The sequence below is a fragment of the Klenkia soli genome (assembly GCF_900103975.1).
Classification (GTDB): Bacteria; Actinomycetota; Actinomycetes; order Mycobacteriales; family Geodermatophilaceae; genus Klenkia; species Klenkia soli.
The window spans coordinates 114208-137564 of the sequence record NZ_FNIR01000011.1 but is presented as its reverse complement, the minus strand read 5'-3'; the positions used below and the strand labels follow the sequence as shown (position 1 = coordinate 137564).

Annotated in this window: 24 protein-coding genes; 13 read left to right on the top strand and 11 right to left on the bottom strand. The window is 75.1% G+C overall.

The window, feature by feature from the left end; translation table 11 throughout:
• Positions 1-9 precede the first annotated feature (9 nt).
• The 4 genes from BLS67_RS17395 to BLS67_RS17380 are packed head-to-tail and all read left to right on the top strand — an operon-like array spanning position 10 to position 3963.
• Positions 10-1809 carry a helix-turn-helix domain-containing protein gene (locus BLS67_RS17395; protein WP_131801776.1) on the top strand — a complete coding sequence of 600 codons (1800 nt, stop codon included), beginning with the start codon at positions 10-12 and terminating at the stop codon, positions 1807-1809.
• Positions 1806-2033: a hypothetical protein gene (locus tag BLS67_RS17390; RefSeq protein ID WP_091247512.1), complete on the top strand. Its 228-nt coding sequence runs from the start codon at positions 1806-1808 to the stop codon at positions 2031-2033. The genes BLS67_RS17395 and BLS67_RS17390 overlap by 4 nt, the downstream gene beginning before the upstream one ends.
• On the top strand, positions 2030-3208 hold the full coding sequence (locus tag BLS67_RS17385; protein ID WP_091247511.1) for a pyridoxal phosphate-dependent aminotransferase: 1179 nt from the start codon (positions 2030-2032) through the stop codon (positions 3206-3208). The genes BLS67_RS17390 and BLS67_RS17385 overlap by 4 nt, the downstream gene beginning before the upstream one ends.
• On the top strand, positions 3205-3963 hold the full coding sequence (locus tag BLS67_RS17380) for a nitrilase-related carbon-nitrogen hydrolase (protein ID WP_091247509.1): 759 nt from the start codon (positions 3205-3207) through the stop codon (positions 3961-3963). The genes BLS67_RS17385 and BLS67_RS17380 overlap by 4 nt, the downstream gene beginning before the upstream one ends.
• Here BLS67_RS17380 and BLS67_RS17375 read toward each other — a convergent pair.
• Both BLS67_RS17375 and BLS67_RS17370 read right to left on the bottom strand, forming a co-directional pair.
• Positions 3960-5579, bottom strand: coding sequence for a Na+/H+ antiporter (locus BLS67_RS17375; protein ID WP_091247507.1), 1620 nt, complete (start codon positions 5577-5579; stop codon positions 3960-3962). The two genes, BLS67_RS17380 and BLS67_RS17375, sit on opposite strands and share 4 nt — an antisense overlap.
• A gap of 16 nt (positions 5580-5595) precedes the next feature.
• Positions 5596-6549 (bottom strand): endonuclease/exonuclease/phosphatase family protein, encoded by a 954-nt coding sequence (locus tag BLS67_RS17370; RefSeq protein WP_091247504.1) that lies wholly within the window; start codon positions 6547-6549, stop codon positions 5596-5598.
• A 91-nt stretch (positions 6550-6640) separates the two neighbouring features.
• Between BLS67_RS17370 and BLS67_RS17365 the strand changes: the two genes are divergently transcribed.
• Positions 6641-8467 (top strand): CYTH and CHAD domain-containing protein, encoded by a 1827-nt coding sequence (locus BLS67_RS17365; protein ID WP_091247502.1) that lies wholly within the window; start codon positions 6641-6643, stop codon positions 8465-8467.
• Positions 8468-8477: 10 nt separating this feature from the next.
• A complete protein-coding gene (locus BLS67_RS17360; protein WP_242654157.1) occupies positions 8478-9677 on the top strand; it encodes a metallophosphoesterase in 1200 nt (399 codons plus the stop codon).
• Here the strand turns inward: BLS67_RS17360 and BLS67_RS17355 are convergent.
• Together BLS67_RS17355 and BLS67_RS23290 are read right to left on the bottom strand one after the other, a co-directional pair.
• The gene (locus BLS67_RS17355; protein ID WP_091247500.1) at positions 9674-10249 is read right to left on the bottom strand and encodes a TetR/AcrR family transcriptional regulator; all 576 of its coding nucleotides are present in this window, start codon (positions 10247-10249) and stop codon (positions 9674-9676) included. The two genes, BLS67_RS17360 and BLS67_RS17355, sit on opposite strands and share 4 nt — an antisense overlap.
• Positions 10250-10309: 60 nt before the next feature.
• Positions 10310-10918: a helix-turn-helix domain-containing protein gene (locus BLS67_RS23290; protein WP_109504764.1), complete on the bottom strand. Its 609-nt coding sequence runs from the start codon at positions 10916-10918 to the stop codon at positions 10310-10312.
• A gap of 161 nt (positions 10919-11079) precedes the next feature.
• On the opposite strand from BLS67_RS23290, the gene BLS67_RS17345 reads away from it, so the two are divergent.
• A complete protein-coding gene (locus BLS67_RS17345; protein WP_091247498.1) occupies positions 11080-11817 on the top strand; it encodes a GntR family transcriptional regulator in 738 nt (245 codons plus the stop codon).
• Here BLS67_RS17345 and BLS67_RS17340 read toward each other — a convergent pair.
• Positions 11777-12895, bottom strand: coding sequence for a phosphotransferase (locus BLS67_RS17340; RefSeq protein ID WP_091247496.1), 1119 nt, complete (start codon positions 12893-12895; stop codon positions 11777-11779). The genes BLS67_RS17345 and BLS67_RS17340 overlap by 41 nt on opposite strands.
• A gap of 56 nt (positions 12896-12951) precedes the next feature.
• Between BLS67_RS17340 and BLS67_RS17335 the strand changes: the two genes are divergently transcribed.
• From BLS67_RS17335 to BLS67_RS17325, 3 genes are read left to right on the top strand one after another with little or no spacing between them, the layout of a single operon-like run.
• Positions 12952-13404 carry a MarR family winged helix-turn-helix transcriptional regulator gene (locus BLS67_RS17335; protein ID WP_091247495.1) on the top strand — a complete coding sequence of 151 codons (453 nt, stop codon included), beginning with the start codon at positions 12952-12954 and terminating at the stop codon, positions 13402-13404.
• Complete coding sequence (locus tag BLS67_RS17330; protein WP_091247493.1) at positions 13401-13865, top strand: polyketide cyclase; 465 nt, start codon at positions 13401-13403, stop codon at positions 13863-13865. Before BLS67_RS17335 ends, BLS67_RS17330 begins: the two co-directional genes overlap by 4 nt.
• 41 nt (positions 13866-13906) lie before the next feature.
• On the top strand, positions 13907-14995 hold the full coding sequence (locus BLS67_RS17325; protein WP_131801775.1) for an alpha/beta hydrolase family protein: 1089 nt from the start codon (positions 13907-13909) through the stop codon (positions 14993-14995).
• On the opposite strand, the gene BLS67_RS17320 is transcribed toward BLS67_RS17325, so the two are convergent.
• Together BLS67_RS17320 and BLS67_RS17315 are read right to left on the bottom strand one after the other, a co-directional pair.
• On the bottom strand, positions 14979-15257 hold the full coding sequence (locus BLS67_RS17320) for a hypothetical protein (protein ID WP_091247489.1): 279 nt from the start codon (positions 15255-15257) through the stop codon (positions 14979-14981). The two genes, BLS67_RS17325 and BLS67_RS17320, sit on opposite strands and share 17 nt — an antisense overlap.
• A gap of 33 nt (positions 15258-15290) precedes the next feature.
• Complete coding sequence (locus tag BLS67_RS17315) at positions 15291-15929, bottom strand: MBL fold metallo-hydrolase (protein WP_091247487.1); 639 nt, start codon at positions 15927-15929, stop codon at positions 15291-15293.
• Positions 15930-16135: 206 nt separating this feature from the next.
• Between BLS67_RS17315 and BLS67_RS17310 the strand changes: the two genes are divergently transcribed.
• Positions 16136-16342 (top strand): hypothetical protein, encoded by a 207-nt coding sequence (locus tag BLS67_RS17310; RefSeq protein ID WP_091247486.1) that lies wholly within the window; start codon positions 16136-16138, stop codon positions 16340-16342.
• 102 nt (positions 16343-16444) lie between these two features.
• On the opposite strand, the gene BLS67_RS17305 is transcribed toward BLS67_RS17310, so the two are convergent.
• The 4 genes from BLS67_RS17305 to BLS67_RS17290 all read right to left on the bottom strand — a co-directional run bounded on the left by BLS67_RS17305 (position 16445) and on the right by BLS67_RS17290 (position 20502).
• Positions 16445-17383: a hypothetical protein gene (locus BLS67_RS17305; protein ID WP_091247483.1), complete on the bottom strand. Its 939-nt coding sequence runs from the start codon at positions 17381-17383 to the stop codon at positions 16445-16447.
• Between the two features lie 248 nt (positions 17384-17631).
• Positions 17632-18399 (bottom strand): enoyl-CoA hydratase-related protein, encoded by a 768-nt coding sequence (locus BLS67_RS17300; protein WP_091247482.1) that lies wholly within the window; start codon positions 18397-18399, stop codon positions 17632-17634.
• Between the two features lie 10 nt (positions 18400-18409).
• On the bottom strand, positions 18410-19255 hold the full coding sequence (locus BLS67_RS17295) for a 3-hydroxyacyl-CoA dehydrogenase family protein (RefSeq protein WP_242654156.1): 846 nt from the start codon (positions 19253-19255) through the stop codon (positions 18410-18412).
• An 11-nt stretch (positions 19256-19266) separates the two neighbouring features.
• Positions 19267-20502, bottom strand: a complete 1236-nt coding sequence (locus BLS67_RS17290) for a thiolase family protein (protein WP_091247478.1) — start codon at positions 20500-20502, stop codon at positions 19267-19269.
• Between the two features lie 134 nt (positions 20503-20636).
• On the opposite strand from BLS67_RS17290, the gene BLS67_RS17285 reads away from it, so the two are divergent.
• Together BLS67_RS17285 and katG are read left to right on the top strand one after the other, a co-directional pair.
• The gene (locus tag BLS67_RS17285) at positions 20637-21083 is read left to right on the top strand and encodes a Fur family transcriptional regulator (protein WP_278247145.1); all 447 of its coding nucleotides are present in this window, start codon (positions 20637-20639) and stop codon (positions 21081-21083) included.
• Positions 21080-23317, top strand: a complete 2238-nt coding sequence (katG, locus tag BLS67_RS17280) for a catalase/peroxidase HPI (protein WP_242654155.1) — start codon at positions 21080-21082, stop codon at positions 23315-23317. The genes BLS67_RS17285 and katG overlap by 4 nt, the downstream gene beginning before the upstream one ends.
• Positions 23318-23357: the final 40 nt, after the last annotated feature.

The window sequence follows — 23357 nt, the reverse complement described above, 5'->3', positions numbered from 1 at the left end:
ACTCGGGTGGTGCACGCACCTGACTCGTGGCCCGGGCTGCTGGCCGCCGACGTCCCCGCCGGTGAGCTGCAGCGGCACCGGGCCCGGTTGCTGGCCGAACCCGGCGCCGACCGCGAGCGGGTCGAGGCCGACGCCGCGGCGGCGGAGGAGGTGCACGCCCGGCTGGCGGCGGGCCGGCAGCAGGCCCGCGAGCTGGCGGTGCTCGACGACCTGGCCCGCCGGCTGGTCGGGCTGCACGACCCGGCCGACCTGCTGCAGGAGGTGGCTGCGCAGTCGCGCCGGCTGCTGGGCGCCGACGTCTCCTACCTGATGCTGCGGCACCCCGACGGCCTGCGGATCGAGGTCTCCGACGGGTCGATGGGCTCGGCGCTGCGCGGCATCGTGCTGCGCGAGGGCGAGGGCATCGGCGGCGAGGTGCTGCGCACCGGGCGCCCGGTGTGGACGGCGGACTACCTGGCCGACACCGGCGTCCGGCGGCTCGAGCACGTCGACGGCGCCGCCCGCAGCGAGCAGCTGGGCGGCATCCTCGGCGTCCCGCTGCAGGTCGGCGGCGAGACGACCGGGGTGCTGCTGGCCGCCGACCGCCGGCCTCGCCGGTTCGCCGACCACGACGTCGAGCTGCTCGCGGCCCTGGCCGCGCACGCCGCGGTCGCGCTGGGCAACGCCCAGCTGATCGCCGACCTGCGGGCCGGGGCGGTGCAGCTGCGCCGGGAGGGGAAGCGGCGCGAGCGGGCCGGCCAGCTGCGCGAGGTGCTCACCGCCGTGGTGCTGGCCGGCGGCGGGGTCGACGGGGTGGCCCGCGCGGTCGAGCAGGCGGTCGGCGGCGCGGTGCGGGTCGAGGACCCCACCGGCGCCCGGCTGGACGCCGGCCCCGGCGGTGAGCCCGCGGGGTGGGACGGCACACCGCAGCGCCAGCTGCTGGCCGGCTCGGTGCTCGTGCCGGTGGTGCTGCCCGAGGGGCCGGTCGCCTGCCTCGTGGCCAGCCGGGTCGCTACCGACACCGACGACGAGGTGCTCGGCCTGCTCGACGCCGGGGCCACCTCACTGGCGCTGGTGGTGGCCACCGAGCGGGCCGTGGCGCTGGCCGCCGCCCGCAGCCGTGGCGAGTTCCTGCAGTCGCTGCTGGCCGGCGCCGAGGACGACACCGCCCTGCGGCGCCGGGGGCGGGCCGCCGGGGTCGACGTCGACGCGGTCACCTGCGTCGCCGTCCTCACCCCGGCCGACGCCGCGCAGGCCGGGCGGGTCGTGGCCCGGCTGGCCGACGGGAGCGGTTCCTGGTCGGTCGAGCACGCCGGCGCGGTGGTGGTGCTGCTGCCCGGGCCGACCGCGGACGACGTCCTCGCGCGGGTGGGCACCGGAGGGCTGCCGGCCGCGGTGGGGCTGGCGCCCTGCGCGGGCGGCGCGGCGGGGGTGCGCGCGGCGCACCGGGAGGCGGCGCAGACCGCGGCCCTGCTGCGGGCACTGGACCGGCCGGGGTCGGCGGCGACGGCGGCCCGCTTCGGGGTGTACCGGGCGCTGCTGAGCCCGGCCGGTCGGGGCGAGCTCGACGCCTTCGTCGACGCCACCCTGGGCCCCGTGCTGCGGTGGGACGCCGACCGCGGGCGCGACCTCGCCAGCACGGTGGACGTGTTCCTGCGCACCGCCCAGCACCACGCCCGCACCTGCGCCGAGCTGCACGTGCACGCCAACACGCTCTACCAGCGCCTCGAGCGGGTGACCGAGCTGCTCGGGCCCGACTGGCGCGACCCCGACCGGGTGCTGCAGCTGCAGCTGGCCCTGACCCTGCGCCGACTGGCAGCGGAGCTGTGACCGACTTCGTGGACTACCGCGGTCAGCCGATCGCCGTGGACGACCGGATCCGCATCGCCCCCACCCGCACCCGCCGCGGGGTACCGGCCTACCTGGGCGGCGAGGAGGGCCGGGTGGTGTCCCTGGGGCGGTCGAAGGTGACGGTCGTGCTCGACCGCTACCCCGACCGCCCGTGGGTGGTGCCCCCGGACGTGCTCGCGCGGGTGGCAGGCTCCTCGTCGTGAGCACCCCGCACCTGGCCGCGCGCCTGCAGGGCTTCGGGACGACGGTCTTCGCCGAGATGAGCGCGCTCGCGGTGGCCACCGGCTCGGTCAACCTCGGGCAGGGCTTCCCCGACACCCCCGGCCCCGCCGAGGTGCTCGACGTCGCCCGCGCCGCGATCGGCACCCCGCTGGACCAGTACCCGCCCGGCCCCGGCCTGCCGGTGCTCCGCGAGGCGATCGCGGCCCACGTGCAGCGCTTCCGCGGCCTGGTCTACGACCCCGGCACCGAGGTGCTGGTGACCGCCGGGGCCACCGAGGCGCTGGCCGGGGCGATGCTGGGGCTGCTGGACCCCGGCGACGAGGTCGTGGTGCTCGAGCCGCTGTACGACAGCTACGCGGCCGGCATCGCGATGGCCGGGGCGGTCGCCGTCCCGGTGCCGCTGCGCCCGCCGGCGGTCGAGCCGGGGGAGGTCTCCACCGCGCCCTGGACGTTCGACCCCGACGACCTGCGCGCCGCTGTGGGCCCCCGCACGACGCTGGTCCTGCTGAACACCCCGCACAACCCGACCGGCACGGTGCTCGACCGCGCCCAGCTCGAGCTGGTCGCCGAGCTGGCCCGCGAGCACGACCTGCTGGTGGTCACCGACGAGGTCTACGAGCACCTGGTCTTCCCGGGCTCGGAGCACGTCTCCGTGGCCGAGCTGCCCGGCATGCGCGAGCGCACCCTGGTGGTCAGCAGCGGCGGCAAGACCTTCTCGACCACCGGCTGGAAGATCGGGTGGGTCTGCGGGCCGGCCGAGCTGGTCACCTGCGTGCGCACCGCCAAGCAGTTCCTCACCTACGTCAACGGCGGCCCGTTCCAGCCGGCGATCGCCGCCGGTCTCGGGCTGCCCGACACCTTCTTCGCCGGGGTGGCCACGGAGCTGGCGGGCAAGCGCGACCGCCTGGTGGCCGGGCTGGCCGCCGCCGGGTTGCCGGTGGTGAGCCCGCAGGGCACCTACTTCGCCACGGTGCGGGTGCCCGGCGACGGCCTGGCGTTCTGCCGCGAGCTGCCGCACCGGGTGGGCGTCGTCGCCGTCCCGATGTCGGCGTTCTACCTGCCCGAGCACGCCGAGCTGGGCCGCGACCTGGTGCGGTTCGCGTTCTGCAAGCGCGACGAGGTGCTCGACGAGGCCGTCGCGAGGCTGACCGCATGAGGATCGCCGCTGTCCAGCACGACATCGCCTGGGAGGACCGGGCGGCCAACCACGCAGCCCTGGCCGGTCCCGTGGCCCGCGCGGTCGACGAGGGCGCCGGGCTGGTCCTGCTGAGCGAGACGTTCTCCACCGGGTTCTCCATGACGCCGGGCATCGGCGAGCCCGAGGGCGGCTCGTCGGCGCAGTGGCTGGTCGCGCAGGCGCGGCAGCACGGTGTCTGGGTCGGTGGCTCGTGCGCGGAGGTCGCCCCCGGGGAGACCCTTCCCCACAACTCCTTCGTGCTGGCCGGGCCCGACGGCACCGTGCACCGCTACCGCAAGCAGCACCCGTTCACCTACGCCGGCGAGCACGAGCGCTTCCGCGCCGGCACGCAGTCGGTGACCGTGCAGGTCGGTGACCTGCGGGTGAGCCTGTTCGTCTGCTACGACCTGCGCTTCGCCGACGTGTTCTGGGACCTGGCCCCCGACACCGACGTCTACCTGGTGCCGGCCAACTGGCCGGCCGCCCGCCGCGAGCACTGGACGACGCTGCTGCGCGCCCGGGCGATCGAGAACCAGGCATACGTGGTGGGCGTCAACCGGGTCGGCACCGCCGGCGACGGCACGCAGCACAGCGGGGACAGCCGGATCATCAGCCCGCTGGGCGAGCTGCTGGCCGAGGCCGGGGACGGCGAGACCGTGCTGCTGGCCGACGTCGACGCGGGCGAGGTCACCCGCGTCCGCGAGCGGTTCCCCTTCCTGGCCGACCGCAGCTAGTCGTCGGCCTCCACGCCCAGGAGGCGGACCTCCTCGGCGTCCAGCTGGGCCATCACCCGGCGCATGACGGCGTCGTCGATGGTGTGCTCGTCGCGCAGCCGGACCACCGTCTCCCGCTTGTCGGCCAGCAGGGCCAACCGCAGCCGTGACTCCACCGCGGCCTCCGCCAGCACCCGCTGCTTGGCCGCCCGGTGGTCGGGGTCGATCACCCGACCGTCGGCGAGCACCTGCTCCAGGTGCTGCTGCCGGATCCGCGTCTCGTAGGACTCCCGCACCCGCTCGACGACGGCCTCGGGGACGCCCAGCTCGGCGGCGCGGCCCTCCAGCGCCTCGGCGCCGGCCCGGGTCATCTCCCGCTCGGCCAGCAGCCGCTCCTCCTCCTCGGCCGGGTCCTGCTGCAGCCGGGAGAACCGGATCACCGCCGGCAGGGTCAACCCCTGCACGACGAGCAGCACGACGATGACGCCGAAGGTCACCAGCAGCACCAGGTCCCGGCCCTCGAGCGGGCCGCCGGCCGAGGTCGTCGTCGGCACGGCGAGGGCGGCTGCCAGCGAGACCGCCCCGCGGAACCCGGCCCACTGGCCGGGCAGCCGGCCGCGGAAACCGACCCGGCGCAGCCGCTGCTGCGGGCGGCGGTCCAGGGCCCGGACGACGTAGGGCATGGTGTTGCCCCACGCCAGCCGGGTGACCACGACGGTCAGCGCGACCCACAGCGTGGCGGCGACGCCGGTCCAGAGCTCGGCTGCGGTACGGCCCTCGACCACGGCGTGCAGCTCGAGCCCGACCAGCACGAACAGCGACCCGTTGAGCAGGAAGGTGGTCAGCGTCCAGAACCCGGCCGACTGCACGCGGGCCCGCGCCGAGATCACCCGGGAGGCGATCTGGGTCAGGGTCAGCCCGCAGGTGACGACGGCGACCACCCCGGAGGCGTGGATCAGCTCGGCCGGCAGGTAGGCCAGGAACGGGGTGAGCACGCTCATCACGTTCTCCAGCCGGGTGTCGTGCAGCCGGCGGCGCACCTCGACCACGAGGAGGGCCAGCACCAGGCCCACCGCGATCCCTCCGGCGTAGGACCCGACCAGCCGCCAGGCGATCCCGGCCGGGCCGACGTCCAGCGTGCCCACGGCCACGCCGACCGCGACCCCGAAGATCACCAGGGCCGTGCCGTCGTTGATCAGGCTCTCCGCCCGCAGGATGGTGCGGGCCCGGCGGGGGAGCAGGCCGGCCACGGTGGACACCGCGGTGGCGTCCGTGGGTGCCAGCACCGCGCCGAGCACGAACGCCATCGGCCAGGACAGCCCCAGCGCGTGCGCCACCACCGCGACCGTGCCCGCGGTGGCCAGCACGAGCCCGATCGACGCCAGGCTGATCGCCCGCAGGTCGGCCCGGATCTGGCGCAGCGAGATCGTCAGCGACTCCCAGTACAGCAGCGCCGGCAGGAAGAGGAACAGGACGACGTCCGGCGGCATCTCCACCCCGCCGATGCCGGGCACGAAGCCGACGACCGTGCCCAGGGCGAGCAGCACGAGGGGCGGGGGCAGCCGCAGCCGCCGAGCAAGCACCGACCCGGCCAGCACCAGGACACCGACCACCACGAGGACCTCGAGCGCGCGCACCCGCAGATCGTGGTCCCTACCGGGGCGGCAGCACCAGTTCGGCGGCCACGGCGCGGTGGTCGCTGCCGGGCAGGTCGTGCACGGAGAACGACGCGACGCCGATCCGCCGGTCGGCCAGCACGTGGTCGATGGTCAGCCGCGGTTGCGGCCGGTGCTCGGGGGTCCAGGTGTGCACCAGGCCCTGCCCCGCCCGGGTCGCGGCGTCGGCGTACCCGCGGTCCAGCAGCCGCCGGAACGCGGCGTGGTCGCGGGTGGCGTTGAAGTCACCGGCCAGCACGCGCAGCACGTCGTCCCCGGTGGAGGGCAGCGCGGCCATCTCGCGCTCCCACCGGGCGGTGCGGCGCACCGACATCGGGGGGTCGGTGTGCACGGCGGTCACCTCGAGGTCCGGCCCCCCGGGCACGGCCAGCCGGACGACGGGCTGCTCGAACCGGCCGGGTGCCCCGCCCCGGTCCAGCACCTCCAGCCGGGTCCAGACCGCCCCGCCGGCCGCCGGCGGCGCACCCGGCCGGTGCCCCCGCACGTGCTCGCTGGGCAGCAGGTCGGCCAGGCCGGCCTCGCGCATCCCCCGGTCGGCCTCGGGGGTCAGCTCGACCAGGCACAGCACGTCGGCGTCGACCGAGCGGACCAGGTCGACCACGGCACGGGGGTCGGCGCGGCCGAAGAGCAGGTTGGCCGACACGATCCGCACCCGGGCCCCGTCGGTGCGCACCGGCGAGACGCGGGTGCGCGCCAGCGTCACCCCGGCCAGCACCCCGGCGGCGGTGGCCGAGAGCAGCGTCGCCGCGGGGGACCGGCGGGCCACCGCGACGGCGAGCGGGAGCACCGACGACGCGGCCGCGTAGGGCACGAACGACAGCGCCGGCACCCACGGCCAGCCGCGCTCCCGACCGGTCACCCGCAGACCCGCGCACACCGCCCACGGGGTCGCCACGGCCAGGGGCAGGAGGTCTCGCCGCACGGTGCTCATCGGCACCCATGATCGACCACAGGGTTGCCGTTCACCTGGTTGCGGTAGAAAGCGCACCTCAACCCGTTGATCGAGCAGGAGTGGATGCACCGTGGCGACCGAGCACACCGAGATCGAGCGCAAGTTCGACGTCGACGAGACGTTCGCGCTGCCCGACCTCTCGGGGGTGCCCGGGGTGGCCTCGGTCGGCGCCCCCGTCGTCCACGAGCTGGCGGCCACCTACTACGACACCGCTGACCTGCGGCTGGCCCGCGCGAAGATCACCCTGCGGCGGCGCACGGGTGGCCCCGACGAGGGCTGGCACCTCAAGCTGCCCGCCGCCGCCGGCGCCCGCCGTGAGCTGCGGTCGCCGCTGGGCCGTGCGGTCAAGGCCCCGCCGCGGGCGGTGCTGACCCCGGTGCTGGGCGTCGTCCGCCGGGCGCCGTCCTCGCAGGTCGCGACCCTGCACACGCGGCGCACCGTGGTGACCCTGCTCGGCGAGGACGGCCGCGTGCTGGTCGAGGTCGCCGACGACCAGGTCACCGGGACCGCGCTGCCCGCGGCCGCCGGCGAGGCCGCCGTCGTCACGACCTGGCGCGAGGTCGAGGTCGAGCTGGTGGACGGCGACGAGGAGCTGCTGGGCGCGGTCGGCGCCGAGCTGGTCGTGTCGGGGGCCCGCCCGTCGCCGTCGGCGGCCAAGCTCACCCGTGTGCTGGCCGACCGGCTGGCCGGGCCGCCGCCGGCCACCGTGCAGGACGAGGCCGACGACGAGGCCGACGACACCGGTGACGACACCGGCGACACCGACGGCGGGGCGCCCGAGCCGGTGGTCGAGGAGCCGTTGCCCGAGGGCAAGAAGGCCCGGGCCAAGGAGATCGCGCGCCGCGAGCAGGCCGCGAAGGCCGCCGCGGCCGCCGCGAAGAAGGAGGCCAAGAAGGCGAAGAAGGCCTCCGAGGCCGCCGCGGCCGAGGCCGCGGAGCAGGCCCGCCTGGCCGCCGTCCCCAAGGCCGGCGCGGTGGTCGTCGCCGCCCTGGCCGAGCAGCTGGCCGCCCTGCAGCGGGCCGACCTGATGGTGCGCACCGACGTGCCCGACGGCGTCCACCAGGTGCGGGTCGCCGCGCGCCGGATCCGCAGCATCCTGGCCGCCTACCGCCCCGTGCTCGACCGCACCCGCACCGACGCCGTCCGCGACGAGCTGCGGTGGCTGGGCCAGGAGCTCTCGGGCACCCGCGACGCCGAGGTCTCCGTCGAGCACCTGCGCGAGCTGGTCGCGGCCCAGCCGGTGGAGTTCGTGCTCGGGCCGGTGGCCGCCCGGCTGCAGCAGGCCGAGCTGCAGGGCGAGACCGCCGGCACCGGCCACGCGGTGGCCGCGCTGAGCACCCCCCGCTACCTGACGCTGCTGGACACCCTGCACGCGCTGGTCGAGCAGCCCCCGCTGGCCCAGCGGGCCGGCGAGCCCGCCGCCGACGTCGTCGCCGACGTCCTTCGGCACACGGTGAAGCGGCTGCGGAAGCTGGTCGACGCCGCCGAGGACGCCGAGTTCGCCGAGCCCGAGGGCGCCGGCCAGGAGGCCGTCGACAGCCCGTACGAGCTGGCCCTGCACGAGGTGCGCAAGGCCGGCAAGCGGGTGCGCTACACCGCCGAGGTCGCCGCGCCGGTGCTCGACGGCGGGGCGAAGCGCAGGAGCGGCGCCGTGATGGGTGTGGTCGACGCGATGAAGCAGCTGCAGGACGTCCTGGGCGACCGGCAGGACACCGTGGTCACCCGCGAGCTGTGCCGCACCGTCGGCCTGGCCGCCTTCGCCGCCGGCGAGAACGCCTGGACCTACGGCCGGCTGCACGCCCTCGAGGAGGCCCGCGCGATGCAGGCCGAGCGCGACTTCTGGGCGTTGTGGCCCTCGCTGGCCCCCGTGCTGAACGGGGTCACCGGCAAGCGCTGACAATGGGGCGGTGATCGCCTTCGGTGCCGTCGTCGCCCTCGCGATGGTGCTGCTGCACGGCTGGCTGTGGTTCCGGCTCGTGCGCAGCACCACGCGACCGGGTCGGGTGCGCCGGTGGCTGACCGTGCTCACCGTCGTCCTGGCCGTCCTGCCCACCGCGGCGGTGCTCGGCCGCCGGTCGCTGCCCTTCGGCGTGCAGGCCCCGCTGGACTGGGTGGGCTACACCTGGCTGGGGGTGGCCTTCTACGCCTTCCTGGCGCTGCTGGTGCTCGAACCGGTGCGCTGGGTGCTGCGGGCGGTGCAGCGCCGGCGTCCGGTCCCGGAGCCCGGCCCGGCGACCGAGCCGGAGCCCGCACCGGAGCCGGCCGACGTCCCGCGGCGGTTGTTCCTGGCCCGCTCGCTGGCCGTCACCGCCGGCGTGGCCGCGGTCGGCACGGCCGGGTACGGGGTGTGGGCGGCGAACTCGGCCCCGGTGGTCCGGCGGGTGCCGATCACGCTGGCCGGCCTGGACCCCGCGCTGGCCGGCTACCGGATCGTCACCTTCTCCGACGGCCACCTGTCGGCGACCTACGGCGGACGGCGGTTCGAGCGGCTGGTCGAGATGGTCAACGCGCAGTCGCCGGACGCCGTCGCGATCGTCGGCGACCTGGTCGACGGCGAGGTCGCCGAGCTGCGCGAGGACGTCGCCCCGCTCGGTGACCTGGTCAGCCGGGACGGCGCGTTCTTCGTGACCGGCAACCACGAGTACTTCGTGGACACCGACGCCTGGCTCACGCACCTGGACGGCCTGGGCATCGGGATCCTGCGCAACGAGCGGGTGGCGCTGCGCCGCGGCGGGGGCTCCTTCGACCTGGCCGGCATCGACGACCGCACGGCGGCCGCGTCGGGGCTCACCGGCCACGGGGCGGACCTGGGCGCCGCGCTCGCCGGCCGGGACACCGCCGTCCCCGTGGTGCTGCTGGCCCACCAGCCGGTGCAGGTCGAGCAGGCACGGGCGGCCGGGGTCGACCTGCAGCTGTCGGGGCACACGCACGGCGGCCAGCTGTGGCCCTTCGACTACGCGGTGCGGTTGGACCAGCCAGCGGTCGAGGGGTTGTCCCGGCAGGGGGACACGCAGCTCTACGTCACCGCGGGTGCGGGGTACTGGGGCCCGCCGATGCGGGTCGGTGCCCGCCCCGAGATCACGGTCATCGAGCTGCAGGTGGGCTAGATCGACCGCAGGGCGACGAAGGCGTCGTCGAGCAGGGCGGGGATCGAGTCCTCGCCGCCGGTGGCGGCCCAGCGCAGGAAGGCCGTCGTCGCGGCGGTGAGGCAGGCGGAGACCACCACGGTGTCGGCCGCGCCCCCGGACGTCGCGAGGTCGATGCCCAGCGCCTGCGCCAGCACGCCGGACGACGCGTGCTCCCGGTCGACGGCCCGCAGCCGCAGGGCGGGGACGGCGAGCACCAGGCGCCACCGGCGCAGCAGGTCGTCGGTCGTGCGCGGCGGGAGGTCCGCGACCATCGCGTGCAGGCCGCGCCGGATCCGTTCGGTGAGGTCCAGCTCGGTGGGCTGGTCGGCGAAGTGGTCGTGGATCCACCCGAGGTCCTGCTCGGGCAGGACGACGTGCTCCTTGGTGCGGAAGTAGGCGTAGAAGGTGGGCACCGAGACCCCGGCGGCGTGCGCGATGTCGCCGACCGACACCACCTCGTAGCCGCGCTCGTCGAACAGGGCGAAGGCAGCGTCACTCAGCCGGCGACGCGTCGCGTCCCGTTTCTGCGCCCGCCAGTCTCGCGCCTCCACCTGCGCATCGTGGCATGTGGAGAGGTGTGCGGCGGGGTGGACGCGGCCGGGTGGGCGAGGTCAGCCACGCAGGTGCGGTCGGAGGAGCACCGACTGCAGCTCGGTCAGCAGGGCGGTCTCGGTGGCCTCGTCCAGGTCCTGGCCGGTGAGCCACCGCTCCACCAGCACCGCGCAGGCCGCCCGCAGCGCGAGGGGCGGGAAGGTGCCCGGGCCGACCTCACCCCGCTGCTCGGCCCGGGCCACCACGCCGTCCACCGCGCCGGTCCAGTCACCCACGGGGCCGGTCGGCAGGCCGGGGAGCAGGGGGGAGTCCGGACCCAGGGCGGGCACGGTGCGCCGCCAGGCCCGGGCGCGGGGTGCGCGCAGCGCGGCGGCCAGGGCAGCCAGCACGCCGACCGCGTCGCCGACCAGCGACCCCTGGTCCTCGGCGGGGAGGAGCTCCGGCGCGGTGCTGCCGAAGGCGTCCCGGACCAGGTCGTCCTTGCTCGGCCAGCGCCGGTAGATCGTCGCCTTGCCCACCCCGGCCCGGCGGGCGACGGCGTCCAGTGCACAGGTCTCCATGCCACCCTCGCCCAGCAGCTCCAGGGCGGCGGCGAGGATGGCGACGTCCAGCGCGGGGTCGCGGGGGCGGCCGACGGGTCGGGGCAGGGCCGGCACAGCGGTCTCCATGGCGTGGCCCCAATCTCGGAACTGAAGTTGATCGGAATGCTAGACCTGCCGTCGCTGCCTGACCAGGAGCCTGCTCGATCGAGGGGGCGTGCTTTCGTCATGACGTCCAGACGTCTTGCGATCGAGTACCTTTCAGGGGTGACCGAGCCGGAGCGACGAGCGTGAGCCCCGACGCCGGACCCAAGTACCTGGCCGTGCGCGAGCACCTGCGCCGGCGGGTCGCCGACCTGCCCGAGCACACGCTGCTGCCCCCCGAGCCGGTGCTGTGCGAGGAGTACGGCGTCAGCCGCATCACGCTGCGCCGGGCCGTCGACGGCCTGGTCGCCGACGGGCACCTGGTCCGCGAGCAGGGCCGCGGCACCTACGTCACCCGGCCCGGCATCCGGCACGAGTACCGCGAGAGCTTCGTGCACCGCATCGCCGGGTTCCACTCCGTCATGACCGAGCAGGGCGCCCAGGTGGGCACCACGGTGCTCGGCCAGCAGGTGCTCCCCGTCCCGCCGGCGGTGGCCGCCGAGCTGCGCCTGGAGCCCGCCGACCAGGTCGTCGAGCTGGTGCGGCTCCGTTCGGTCGACGGCCTGCCCAACCACGTCGTCCGCTCGTTCCTGCCGGCCGAGGACTACCCCAAGGCCGCCACCGAGGACTTCGGGCACGGGTCGCTGTACGAGTTCCTGCGCCGGGAGTACCAGGCCGACCTGGCCCGGGCGCGCATCGCCGTCGACGTCGGCACCGCCGGCGCCGAGGAGGCCGAGGTGCTGCAGGTGGTGGCCGGCTCGCCGCTGCTCGTCGTCCGCACCACCGTGCACGACGGCTACGGCAACCCGCTGGTGCACTCGTTCTCCCGGCTGCGGCCCGACGTCAGCCAGGTGGAGTTCGAGGTGTCGGTGGACGGCCGCTGAGCGCCAGCACCGCCCGCACGAACCCCGCCTTGCGGGCGGCGTGCGCCGGCTCCTCGGGCATCCCGTCGACCACCGCCAGCGGCAGGCTGGTCAGCGGGTAGCGCAGCAGCGCCGCGGTCAGCACGGACCGGCGCAGGTCGCCGGGGGACACCTCGACGCCGTCGGCCTGCAGGCCGGCCGCGTGGGCGGCCAGCGCGACGTCCAGCTCCGCGCCCAGCCCGGCGGCGTCGGCCAGCCCGGCCTCGGCGCGGCCGAACACCAGCGGTACGACGTCCCATCCCACCGGACCCGGGGTGGCCGTGGCCCAGTCGATCGCGACGAAGGTGTCCGGTGCCGACCGCGGCCGCAGCAGGTTCATCGGCGTCGCGTCGCCGTGCGCGGGCAGCCAGGGCAGGGTGGTCAGCTCGACGAGCAGGCCGGCCCGGTCGCCGGCCAGGGCCGTCAGCGCGGGCCGGAGGTCGGCCTGCGGGGCCAGCACCGGGTGCGTCCAGGTGGCGTCGTCGAGGATGTGGGGCACCGCCCAGCTGTCGAGCTGGTTCGCGCAGTACGCGGTGAGGAAGTCCCCGCCCGGGAAGTGCGGTACGGGATCGTGCCGGCGACGGGCGGCCAGCCGGCCCAGCAGGTGCGCGGCCCGTTCGGTGTCCGCCGTCGTCCAGGCCGCGTCGACCGGGTCGACGTCGACCATCCACAGCGTCGCCCGGTCGTCCTCGTGCTCGTGGACGGCGACCACCACCGGGACGGCGAGGCCCGCGGGCAGCCGCTGGGCGAGCGGGGTGGCCAGCACGTCGATCTCCAGCCGCCACGGGATGACGGAGTCCAGGTGGGCCCGCGCCGGGGAGGGGATCACCGGGGGCAGGCCGTGCCGGGCGGCCTGCAGGCCCTTGGCGACCAGGTGGACGTCGCCGTCGGCGGCCGTCGACGCGGTGACCCGGTGCAGCCCGGAGGTGGTCGGGGCGCTGGCGTCGTGGTCCACCGGGGTGCAGCGGGCGCCGGTGACGGTGAGCCCGGGGCGGTCGAGCGCCCGGCGCAGGTCCGCGGTGAGCTGGTCGAGGGTGCAACCGCCGGGCAGGTCGGTCATGACGCCGTCCTAGGATGGTCAACGTGCTTGTCTTGTCGGGGAGATGGTGAAGCAGCTTGTCCGATCCTGTCAACGGTGTCCCGGTCACCAGCCTGCTCGAGCGCGTCCTCCTCGGGCTGCGCGCCGAGCTGTACGCGCTCAGCGCGGCCCGCTTCCCGGGCCTGCGGGCCCGGCACTACCGGCTGCTGACCTTCCTGCCGCCCGCCGGCGAGCGGCTGAGCCGGGTGGCCGCGGTCAGCGGGCTGACCAAGCAGGCGCTCGCCCAGACCCTGCGGCCGCTGGAGGACGGCGGCTACGTCGTGGTCGGCCCCGACCCGGCCGACCGGCGGGCCCGCGTGGTGCGGTTGACCGACCGGGGACGCGAGGTGGTGGAGGCGGTCGGTGAGCAGCTGGGCGCCGTCGAGCGCCGCTGGGCGGCCGCGGTCGGCCCCGAGCGGTACGCGACCGCCAGGGCCGTGCTGGGCGAGGTCATCATGGGTGGGCACCCCCCGTCGTCAGGAGCTCCATGACCACCGCCAGCGGCACCCGCCGCGTGCCCGACCGCCGCGCGGACGTCTGGGCGGCCCTCGCCGTCCTGCACCCGTACTGCGCGGTCTGCGACGTCTCCTACGTCGTCTCCGGGCCCACCCGCAAGGGCACGACCTTCGTCTGCGTGCCCGGTGAGCTGACCGGTGACGCGGCACCACCGGCCGGGGCGCCCCGGGGCACCATCCTGGAGTGGACCCCGGCCCGCGTCGTCGTCACGCGGCTCGAGCTGACCCCCGAGACCTGGACGACCCGGATCGAGCTGGCCGACGCCGGCAAGGGCGGGGCCGACGGCACCGACGTGACCATCACCGTGACCCACGAGCCGGTCGGCGGGTCGCGGGTGGCCCGGCTGGTGCAGCGCGGTTCGCTCACCCGGCTGGTCCGCCGCACCGTCGACAGCGAGCTCGAGCGACTCCCCGAGCACCTGGCTGCGGGGGTCTGACCAGCCGGGGAACCGCACGGTCCGCGGGACGTTGGTCCACTGTGACCGCGCACGCACTGGAGTGGCAGCGAACAGCGGCGGCGCTGGTCCGCGCGATGCCCCGGCACCGCATGGTCGGCAACGGCATGCAGGCCGCCGACGCCGACGAGCTGCACGCCGGGGTCTCCGCCGGCACGCCCTGGTCCGAGGTCGCCGTCCGGCTGGCCCGCCGGCAGACCCGGGCGGCGATGGCCGCCATCGAGGCCGGTGACCGCCAGGTCGCCCGCGACCGCTTCCTGCGCGCGGCGGCCTGCTACAGCTTCGGGCAGGTGCCGCTCGAGGACGGCCCGGCCAAGCGGTCCCTCTACCGCGACCTGGTCGACGCGTTCGGCCGGGCCGGGGCACTGCTGGACCCGCCCGCCGAGCACGTCGAGGTGCCCTGGCGCGGCCGCAGCCTGCGCGGCTGGCTGCTGCGTCCGTCCGGCGTCGTCCGTCCGCCCGTGGTCGTGGTGCTCGGCGGCATCGACGCCTGGCGCGAGGAGTACGCCGCCGGCGCCGAGCTGGTGCGCGACCGCGGCGTGGCGCTGCTGCTGCTCGACGCGCCCGGCCAGGGCGAGACCCGGGTGCTGGGCGGGCTGCACCTGGACCGCGACGTCCGGCTGGCGCTGTCCGCCGCGGTCACCCAGGTGCTGGCCGACGACCGGCTGGGCGACCGGGTGGCCGTGTGGGGCAACAGCATGGGCGGGCACCTGGCTGCGCTGCTGGCCGCCCAGGACCCGCGCATCTCCGCCTGCGTGGTCACCGGCGGCACCGTCCGGCCGGCCGAGACGCACACCCGGTTCCCGCGGTTCCTGGGCAAGGTGCAGGCCATGCTGGGCCTGGACCCCGAGGCCTCGCGCACGTTGATGGACGACCTCGAGCTCGACGCCGGCACGCTCGCCGGGCTGACCTGCCCGCTGCTGGTGCAGCACGGCGCCCGCGACGCCGTGTTCAAGGTGGCCAACGCCCGTGAGGTGCACGACCTCGCCGGGTCGGCGGACAAGACCTGGCAGGAGTGGTCCGACGGCGACCACTGCGTCGACAACCACGCCGACGAGAAGTACCTCGCCGTCGCGCGGTGGCTGGCGCCCCGGCTCACCGGCGCGTGGTGACGGTCTCCTCGTAGTCGGGGTAGCTGGCCAGGACGTCCTCGATCTCGACCATGGAGGGGAAGTCGGCGACGTCCTGGTGCCGGCGCAGGAAGTCCACGGTGGCCGCCACCAGGTCGGCCTCGCCGCCCTCGGCCACGCCGAGCTGGGCCAACACCTCCGGGGTCAGCCGGAACCACGCCTCGACGGACTCCTCGCCGTCGTCCAGGTGGACGACGTACTGCAGGTCGCCCTGGGGCTCGATGTCGTAGTCCTCGCTGCTCATGCCCCGGCCCCTACCCGGGCCGGGGCCCTCCACTCAGAGCGTGACCGACTCCCCAGGCGCCAGCCGCACGTACTCGCCCGGGACGCCGGGCCCGCCCTCGCCGAGGAAGTTCGCGCCGACCATCAGCCCGGTGTCGTTGAGCAGGCCGTCGTGGACGGCGTACGACCGCGCCGGCTGAACCGCCCGGACGTAGTCGATGAGCTCGCCGGTCTTCGACCACGGTGCGTGCAGGGGCAGCAGCAGCGTCTGCACGCCGCCGCCCTCGGGGACGGTGAGCGCGTCGCCGGGGTGGAAGACGCTGCCCTCGACCAGGAAGCCGATGTTGGCGATGGTCGGGATGTCGGGGTGGATCACCGCGTGCCGCTCGCCCTGGACGGCGACGTCGAACCCGACCGCGGTGAACGCATCGCCGTGGCCCACCACGTGCACCTGCCGGCCGGCGTCGAGCTGGTCGGCCACCGACCGGTTGGTCCAGAGCTCGAGGGCCGGGTCGTCGGCCAGCGCGCGCTTCGTGCGCTCGACGTCGAGGTGGTCGAAGTGCTCGTGGGTGATGAGCACCGCGCCCACGCCCTCCCACGCGGACTCCTCGGTGAACGCGCCGGGGTCGAGGAGCAGGCGGCGGTCGCCCTCGGACAGGACGACGGCGGCGTGCCCGTGCTTGGTGAGCTGCATGCCCGCGACGCTGCCACGCCCTGCGCCCGGTCGCACGGCGGGACCCAGCCGACCGGCAGCTCGCGTGCGGCTGCCGGACAGGTGGGTGACACGCCGTCCCGACCTGGGGGTTCCTGTGCTTGATGGTGCAGAAGTGACCAACCCGGACGGGTGATTCGTGCTGGACGTCCCTGCGCCGGCCGTCCGCGCTCGCCGAACGTTGGGGCATGAGCGAACTCGTCCTGACCCTCGCTGCCGCCCAGGGCCGCAGCACCGGCATCTGGCACGCCGTGGAGCTGCACCGCAGCCCGTCCGAGGTGGACGGCGCCTGCGAGGTGGCCGTCTGCGGTGCCCTCGCCCGCGTCGACCTCGACACCGTCTGGGACGGCGCCGACGAGGACAGCTGCGAAGCCTGCGCCGACCTCCTCTACTAGCACTGCGCGCACCCAGCGCGCCCAGCGCGCTCCGCGCGCACCCAGTTCCAGCCGTCATGTGACGGTGAGGACCCAGAACCGCGTCGGAACGGGTCCTGAGCGTCATCCGACGCCGCCCTCCAGGGCGATCCGCGCCGCGCGGACGTGGAACGCCGCGGCGATCTCCGCCTGCGCCCCCCGCGGGTCGTCCGTCCCGCGGCGGTGGTCGATGCGCAGGGTCGCCCAGTCCAGGGCCAGCGCGGCGGCGTCCCGGCGGCGGTCACGCGCCCAGTTGTCCGGGCTGCGGTGGTAGGCAGCGCCGTCGAGCTCGATGCCCAGCCGCGCAGCCGGCAGCGCTCCGTCCAGGTGGATGGTGCCGATGGCCGTCTCCAGTGCGTACTGGCGCTCGACCGGTGGCAGGCCGGGGATGTCCAGCAGGTGCTGCAGGCCCCAGATCTCGAACTCGCTGTGCGATCCGCCGCCCACCAGCTGGACGAGCTCGACCAGGCTCGCCCGCCCGGGGAGGCGGGTGCGGGTGACGAGGGCGGCCAGCAGGTCGTCAGCGTCGACCCGACCGCGCCGGACAGCACCGATCACCGCACCGCGGACCACCTCGACATCGCGTCGGGTGCCTCTCGCGCCGTGCGCCCAGCCCCAGGCGTCGAGCAGCGCCGCGAGGTCGTGGGTGACCGGGAGTCCTGCGCGGACGACGCCCGCCAGGTCTCGGCACACGTGGACGGACAACCACGGTGGGCGTTCCACCGCGATGTGCCGGGACGGCGACACGGCCACGTGGACCCTCGCGCCCGCATCGGCGACCAGGTCGGACAGGTGCAGCGCGGTGCGCGCCGTCAACCGCCCACCGGTCCACAGGGCTGCGCTCGCGGCCCGGGTGCGCCAGTGCCCGGCCCTGGCCGGGTCGACCAGCACACCGGGCAGCGGCCGCAGCAACCGGCCGTCGCGCACCCACCGGACCACACTGCTGCGACCCGACGCGGCAACCACCTCGGCGCTCCGGCGCACGCCGTCGGGACCGAGCAACGCCGCGGGGTCGACCACCATGCGACCACCGTGGCGGCACCGCAGGACGAGCAGGGCTCAGCAGGGGGATCGGTGGACAACAGCCCCCGCTGTGGACGACGACCGCCGGAGCTGCAGCGAATCTGCTAGCTCGGCGCTGCACAGCGCTCCGCGCTGCACACTCCCCGGTCGGCCGTCACATGACGCTGAGGACCCAGAACGAGGTCGGAGTGGGTCCTCAGCGTCACATGGCGCCCGACAGGTGGGTGGGGGTGAGGTGGGGGAGACGGCTAGTTGCCGTGGAAGTCCGGTGTGCGCTTGGACAGGAAGGCTTCGACGGCCTCGCTGTGGTCGTGGGTGTGGCCCAGGTCGGCCTGCAGCCTCGCCTCGAGCGCCAGGGTGGTCTCGAGGGAGTCGGTGGCCGCGGTGGCCAGGACCTCCTTGACCGCCCGGTAGGCGGCGGTGGGCCCGGTGGCCAGCTGCGCGGCCAGGGCCTGCGCGGTGGGCAGCACCTCCTCGGCCGGCACCACGCGGTGCACGATGCCCCACTCGGCGGCCTGCTCCGCGGTGAAGGGTGTCGGCAGGAGCAGCAGCTCGGCGGCCCGCGAGCCGCCGACGCAGTGCACCAGCCGGGAGGCCAGCGCGGAGTCGCTGCCCAGCCCGATGCCGACGAACGCGGTGGTGAGCTTCGCGCCCGCCGCAGCCACCCGGAGGTCGCCGCCCAGGGCCAGACCCAGGCCGGCCCCGGCGCACGCGCCGTTCATCGCCACGACCACCGGCACCCGCAGCGCCGCCAGCGCCAGCACCATCGGGTTGTACTCGGTGTCCACGACGTCCAGCGCCGGCTTGCCGGCCCGGATCTCCTCGACGTGCTGGCCCAGGTCCTGCCCGACGCAGAACGCCCGGCCGGTGCCGGTGAGCACCACCGCGCGCACCGAGGTGTCCTCGGCCACGGCCCGCAGGTGGTCGATCAGCGACACCCGGATCTCGTGGGTGAGCCCGGGGGCGGGCAGGGTCAGCGTCGCCACTGCTCCGTCGTCGGTGCGCTGCACGGACATCGTCGTCTCCTCAGCCGTAGTCGTGGAAGCCGCGGCCGGTCTTGCGGCCGAGGTCGCCGGCGGCCACCTTGTCACGCAGCAGCTGCGGCGGGGTGAACCGGTCGCCCAGGGTCGAGGTCAGGTAGTCGGCCACGGCCAGCCGGACGTCGAGACCCACCAGGTCGGTCGAGCGCAGCGGGCCCATCGGGTGCCGGTAGCCCAGCTCCATGGCGGTGTCGATCGCCTCGGCGTCGGCCACGCCCTCCTCGAGCATGCGGATCGCCTCCAGGCCCAGCAGCACGCCCAGCCGGGACGACGCGAACCCGGGGGAGTCGCGGACGACGATGCCGGTCTTGCCCAGCCGGTCCACCCAGGCGCGGGCGGTCTCGACGACGTCGTCGGCGGTCTCGGCGGCCACCACGACCTCGACCAGCTTCGACGCCGGCACGGGGTTGAAGAAGTGCATGCCGACGAACCGGGCCGGGCGGTCGAGGGCGGCGGCCAGCTCCGTCACCGACAGCGAGCTGGTGTTGGTGGCCAGCACGGCGTCGGGGCCGAGCACGCCCTCGACCGCCCGGAGCACCTCGACCTTGAGCGCCGGGATCTCGGGCACCGCCTCGACCACCAGCTCGCAGCCGGCCGGCAGCTCGCCGGGGGTGTCGACCATCGTCAGCCGGGCCGCGGAGTCGGCGACCGACCCCTCGAGCTTCCCGCGCCGGGCGGACTCCTCGAGCCCGGCGACGATCCGGTCGTGGGCGGCCTGCGCCGCCTCGTCCCCGGCCTCCACGACGTGCACCTGCGCGCCCGTGCCGAGCAGGCCCTGGGCGATGCCGCCGCCCATCCGCCCGCCCCCGACGACGCCGACGACCTTGTCCATGGGCACTCCCATCAGACGCGCTCGACCAGCATCGAGACGCCCTGGCCGACGCCGACGCAGAGGGTGGCCAGGCCGCGGCGGCCGCCCTCGCGCTCCAGCCGGCCCATGAGCGTGACCAGCAGCCGGGCGCCCGAGCAGCCCAGCGGGTGACCCAGGGCGATGGCCCCGCCGTCGGAGTTCACGATCTCCTCGTCGATGCCCAGCCGGCGCAGCACCCCGAGGGACTGGGCGGCGAAGGCCTCGTTGAGCTCGACGGCGTCCAGGTCGGCGACGGTCCAGCCGGCCTTGGCCAGTGCCTTCTCCGTGGCCGGCACCGGGCCCAGGCCCATGACGTTGGGGGCGACCCCGGCCGAGGCCGACACCACCACGCGGGCGCGCGGGGTGAGCCCGTGCCGCTGCACGGCCTCGGCGGAGGCCAGCACGAGGGCGGCGGCGCCGTCGGAGAGCGGGGAGCTGTTGCCGGCGGTGACGATGCCGCCCTTGCGGAAGACGGGCTTGAGCGTGCCCAGGGACTCCATCGAGGAGCCCGGGCGCGGGCCCTCGTCGTGGGTGATGGTGGTGGTCTCCTTCCGGCCGACGACGTCGACCGGCACGATCTCGGCGTCGAACCGGCCGGCCTCGGCCGCGGCGACGGCCCGGGCGTGGCTGCGCACGGCGAACGCGTCGCACTCGTCGCGGGTGAGTCCGTCGAGGGCGGCGATCTCCTCGGCGGTCTCGCCCATGGTGAGGGTGACCTTGCGGGTGCGGGGGTCCTCGGGGTGCTCCACCGACCGGTCGTGCGCGGTGAAGGTGGGGTTGGTGAACCGCCAGCCCAGCGAGGTGTCCACGACCTCGCCGGGGCGGGCCCACGGGGTGCCGGGCTTGGCCATCACCCAGGGGGCGCGCGTCATGGACTCCACGCCGCCGGCGATGGCCAGGTCGAGCTCGCCGGCCCGGATCGACGCAGCGGCCGAGGCGGTGGCGGTCAGCCCCGAGGCGCAGAGCCGGTTGGTGGTGTAGCCGGGCACGGTGTCCGGGAGGCCGGCGAGCAGCACGGCCATGCGGGCGACGTCCCGGTTGTCCTCCCCGGACTGGTTCGCCGCACCCAGCACGACCTCCTCGACGGCGTCGGCGGGGGCGCCGGAGCGGCGCAGCACCTCACCGACGACGAGTGCGGCCAGGTCGTCGGGGCGGACGCCGGCCAGCGCGCCGCCGTACTTGCCCTGGGGTGTGCGGACCCCGTCGACCAGGTAGACCTCGGACGTCATCGTCACTCCTCGCTGGGTTACTGACCGTCCGGTCAGGAAAGCGGACACCGGACGCCGGGGCAAGTCTGCGCTCCCGTCCAGTGGTCATCCGCTGTTTACTTGACTCGTTCAAGAATGCAGGAGAGGGTGGGGCGGTGCCGACGGACCAGGAGCTGGAGATGTCCCTGCGGGGCGCTGCGCTCCGGGTGACCCGGCCGCGGCTGGCCGTCCTCGCCGTCCTGCGGGAGCACGCGCACGCCACCACCGACGAGGTCCTCGGTCGGGTCCGCGTCCAGCTCCCCGAGGTCTCCCACCAGGCCGTCTACGACGTCCTCCGGGCCCTGACCACCGCCGGGCTGGTGCGCCGCATCGAGCCGCAGGGCTCGGTGGCCCGCTACGAGGCCCGGGTCGGCGACAACCACCACCACCTGGTCTGCCGCTCCTGCGCGCGGATCGTCGACGTCGACTGCGTCGTCGGCGCGGCCCCCTGCCTCACCCCCTCGGCCAGCCACGGGTTCACCGTGGACGAGGCCGAGGTCGTCTTCTGGGGGCTCTGCCCCCAGTGCTCCGCACCGTCCAGTGATCGGAAGGAAGTCCTGTGAGCGAAGAGAACGTGCCCGTCGACACCGAGACCGTCGAGCGCAACATGAACGACGAGGTCTCCGGCGGCTGCCCGATGGGCGACCGCTTCAAGCACCCCACCGAGGGCGGCGGCAACCAGGACTGGTGGCCCAACGCGCTCAACCTGAAGATCCTCCGCAAGCACACCGCGGTGGCCAACCCGCTCGACGCGGACTTCGACTACGCGGCCGCGGTCGCCACGATCGACCTCGACGAGCTCACCCGTGACGTCGACGCGATCATGACCGACTCCAAGGACTGGTGGCCGGCGGACTTCGGCCACTACGGCGGCCTCTTCATCCGCATGGCGTGGCACAGCGCCGGCACCTACCGGGTCAGCGACGGCCGCGGTGGCGCGGGTGCGGGCATGCAGCGCTTCGCCCCGCTCAACAGCTGGCCGGACAACGCCAGCCTGGACAAGGCCCGCCGCCTGCTGTGGCCGGTGAAGCAGAAGTACGGCCAGAAGATCTCCTGGGCCGACCTGATCATCTTCACCGGCAACCGGGCGCTCGAGACCATGGGCTTCTCGACCTTCGGGTTCGCCTTCGGCCGCCCCGACGTGTGGGAGCCCGACGAGGACGTCTACTGGGGCCCCGAGCAGACCTGGCTGGGCCGCGAGCGCTACGACGCCGACGGCAAGCTGGTCGAGGGCCTCGCCGCCGTCCAGATGGGCCTGATCTACGTCAACCCCGAGGGCCCGGCCGGCAACCCCGACCCGATGGGCTCCGCGCGGGACATCCGCGAGACCTTCGGCAACATGGCCATGAACGACGAGGAGACCGTCGCCCTCATCGCCGGTGGCCACACCTTCGGCAAGACCCACGGTGCCGCCGACCCCGAGCCGCACGTCGGTCCCGAGCCCGAGGCCGCGCCGCTCGAGGCGCAGGGCTTCGGCTGGGCGAACTCCTTCGGCTCCGGCAAGGGCCGTGACGCCATCACCTCCGGCCTGGAGGTCACCTGGACCTCGACCCCCACCCGCTGGGGCATGGGCTACCTGGAGAACCTCTACGCCTACGAGTGGGAGCTCGAGAAGAGCCCGGCCGGTGCCCACCAGTGGCGGCCGGTGGACGGCGGGGGCGCCAACACCATCCCCGACCCCGAGACCGGTGAGCTCACCCGCTACCCGACCATGCTGACCAGCGACATCGCGCTGCGCGTGGACCCGGTCTACGAGGAGATCACCCGGCGCTTCCTGGCCGACCCCGACCAGTACGCCGACGCCTTCGCCCGCGCCTGGTTCAAGCTGACCCACCGCGACATGGGCCCGATCCAGCGCTACCTCGGCCCGCTCGTGCCGCAGGAGGAGCTGCTCTGGCAGGACCGCGTCCCGGCCGTCGACCACCCGCTGGTCGACGACGCCGACGTGGCCGCGCTCAAGGAGAAGGTGCTGGCCGCAGGCCTCACCGTCGGCCAGTTGACGAACACCGCCTGGGCGGCCGCGTTCTCCTTCCGCGGCAGCGACAAGCGCGGTGGGGTCAACGGCGGGCGCATCCGGCTGCAGCCGCAGGCCGGCTGGGAGATCAACCAGCCCGACGAGCTGGCCCGGGTGATCGGCGTCCTCGAGGGCGTCAAGGCCGACTTCGACGCCTCGGCCGCCGACGGCAAGAAGGTCTCCTTCGCCGACCTGGTGGTCATCGCCGGCAACGCCGGGGTCGAGAAGGCCGCGGCCGACGCCGGCACCACGCTGACGGTGCCGTTCACCCCGGGCCGCACCGACGCCACCCAGGAGCAGACCGACGTCGACTCCTTCTCGGCGATGGAGCCGGTCTCCGACGGCTTCCGCAACGTCGCCGGCAAGGGCGAGCGGCTGCCGGCCGAGTACCAGCTGGTCGACCGGGCGAACCTGCTCGGCCTGACCGCGCCCGAGCTGACCGTGCTGGTCGGCGGCCTGCGCGTGCTGGGTGCCAACAACGGCGGCAACGCCCAGGGCGTGCTCACCAGCCGCCCGGGCACCCTGACCAACGACTTCTTCGTGAACCTCCTGGACATGGAGAACACCTGGAAGCCGGCCGGGGACGGCAGCTACACCGCGCACGACACCACCGGTGCCCAGGTGTGGACCGGCAGCCGGGTCGACCTGCTCTTCGGGTCGAACTCCGAGCTGCGGGCCGTCGCCGAGGTCTACGCGCAGGGCGACTCGGCGGAGAAGTTCACCGCCGACTTCGTGCGCGCCTGGACCAAGGTCATGGAGGCCGACCGCTTCGACGTGAAGTAGTCCAGCTGGGAACTGCCTGGACGGGTTAGGAGTTGAGGGC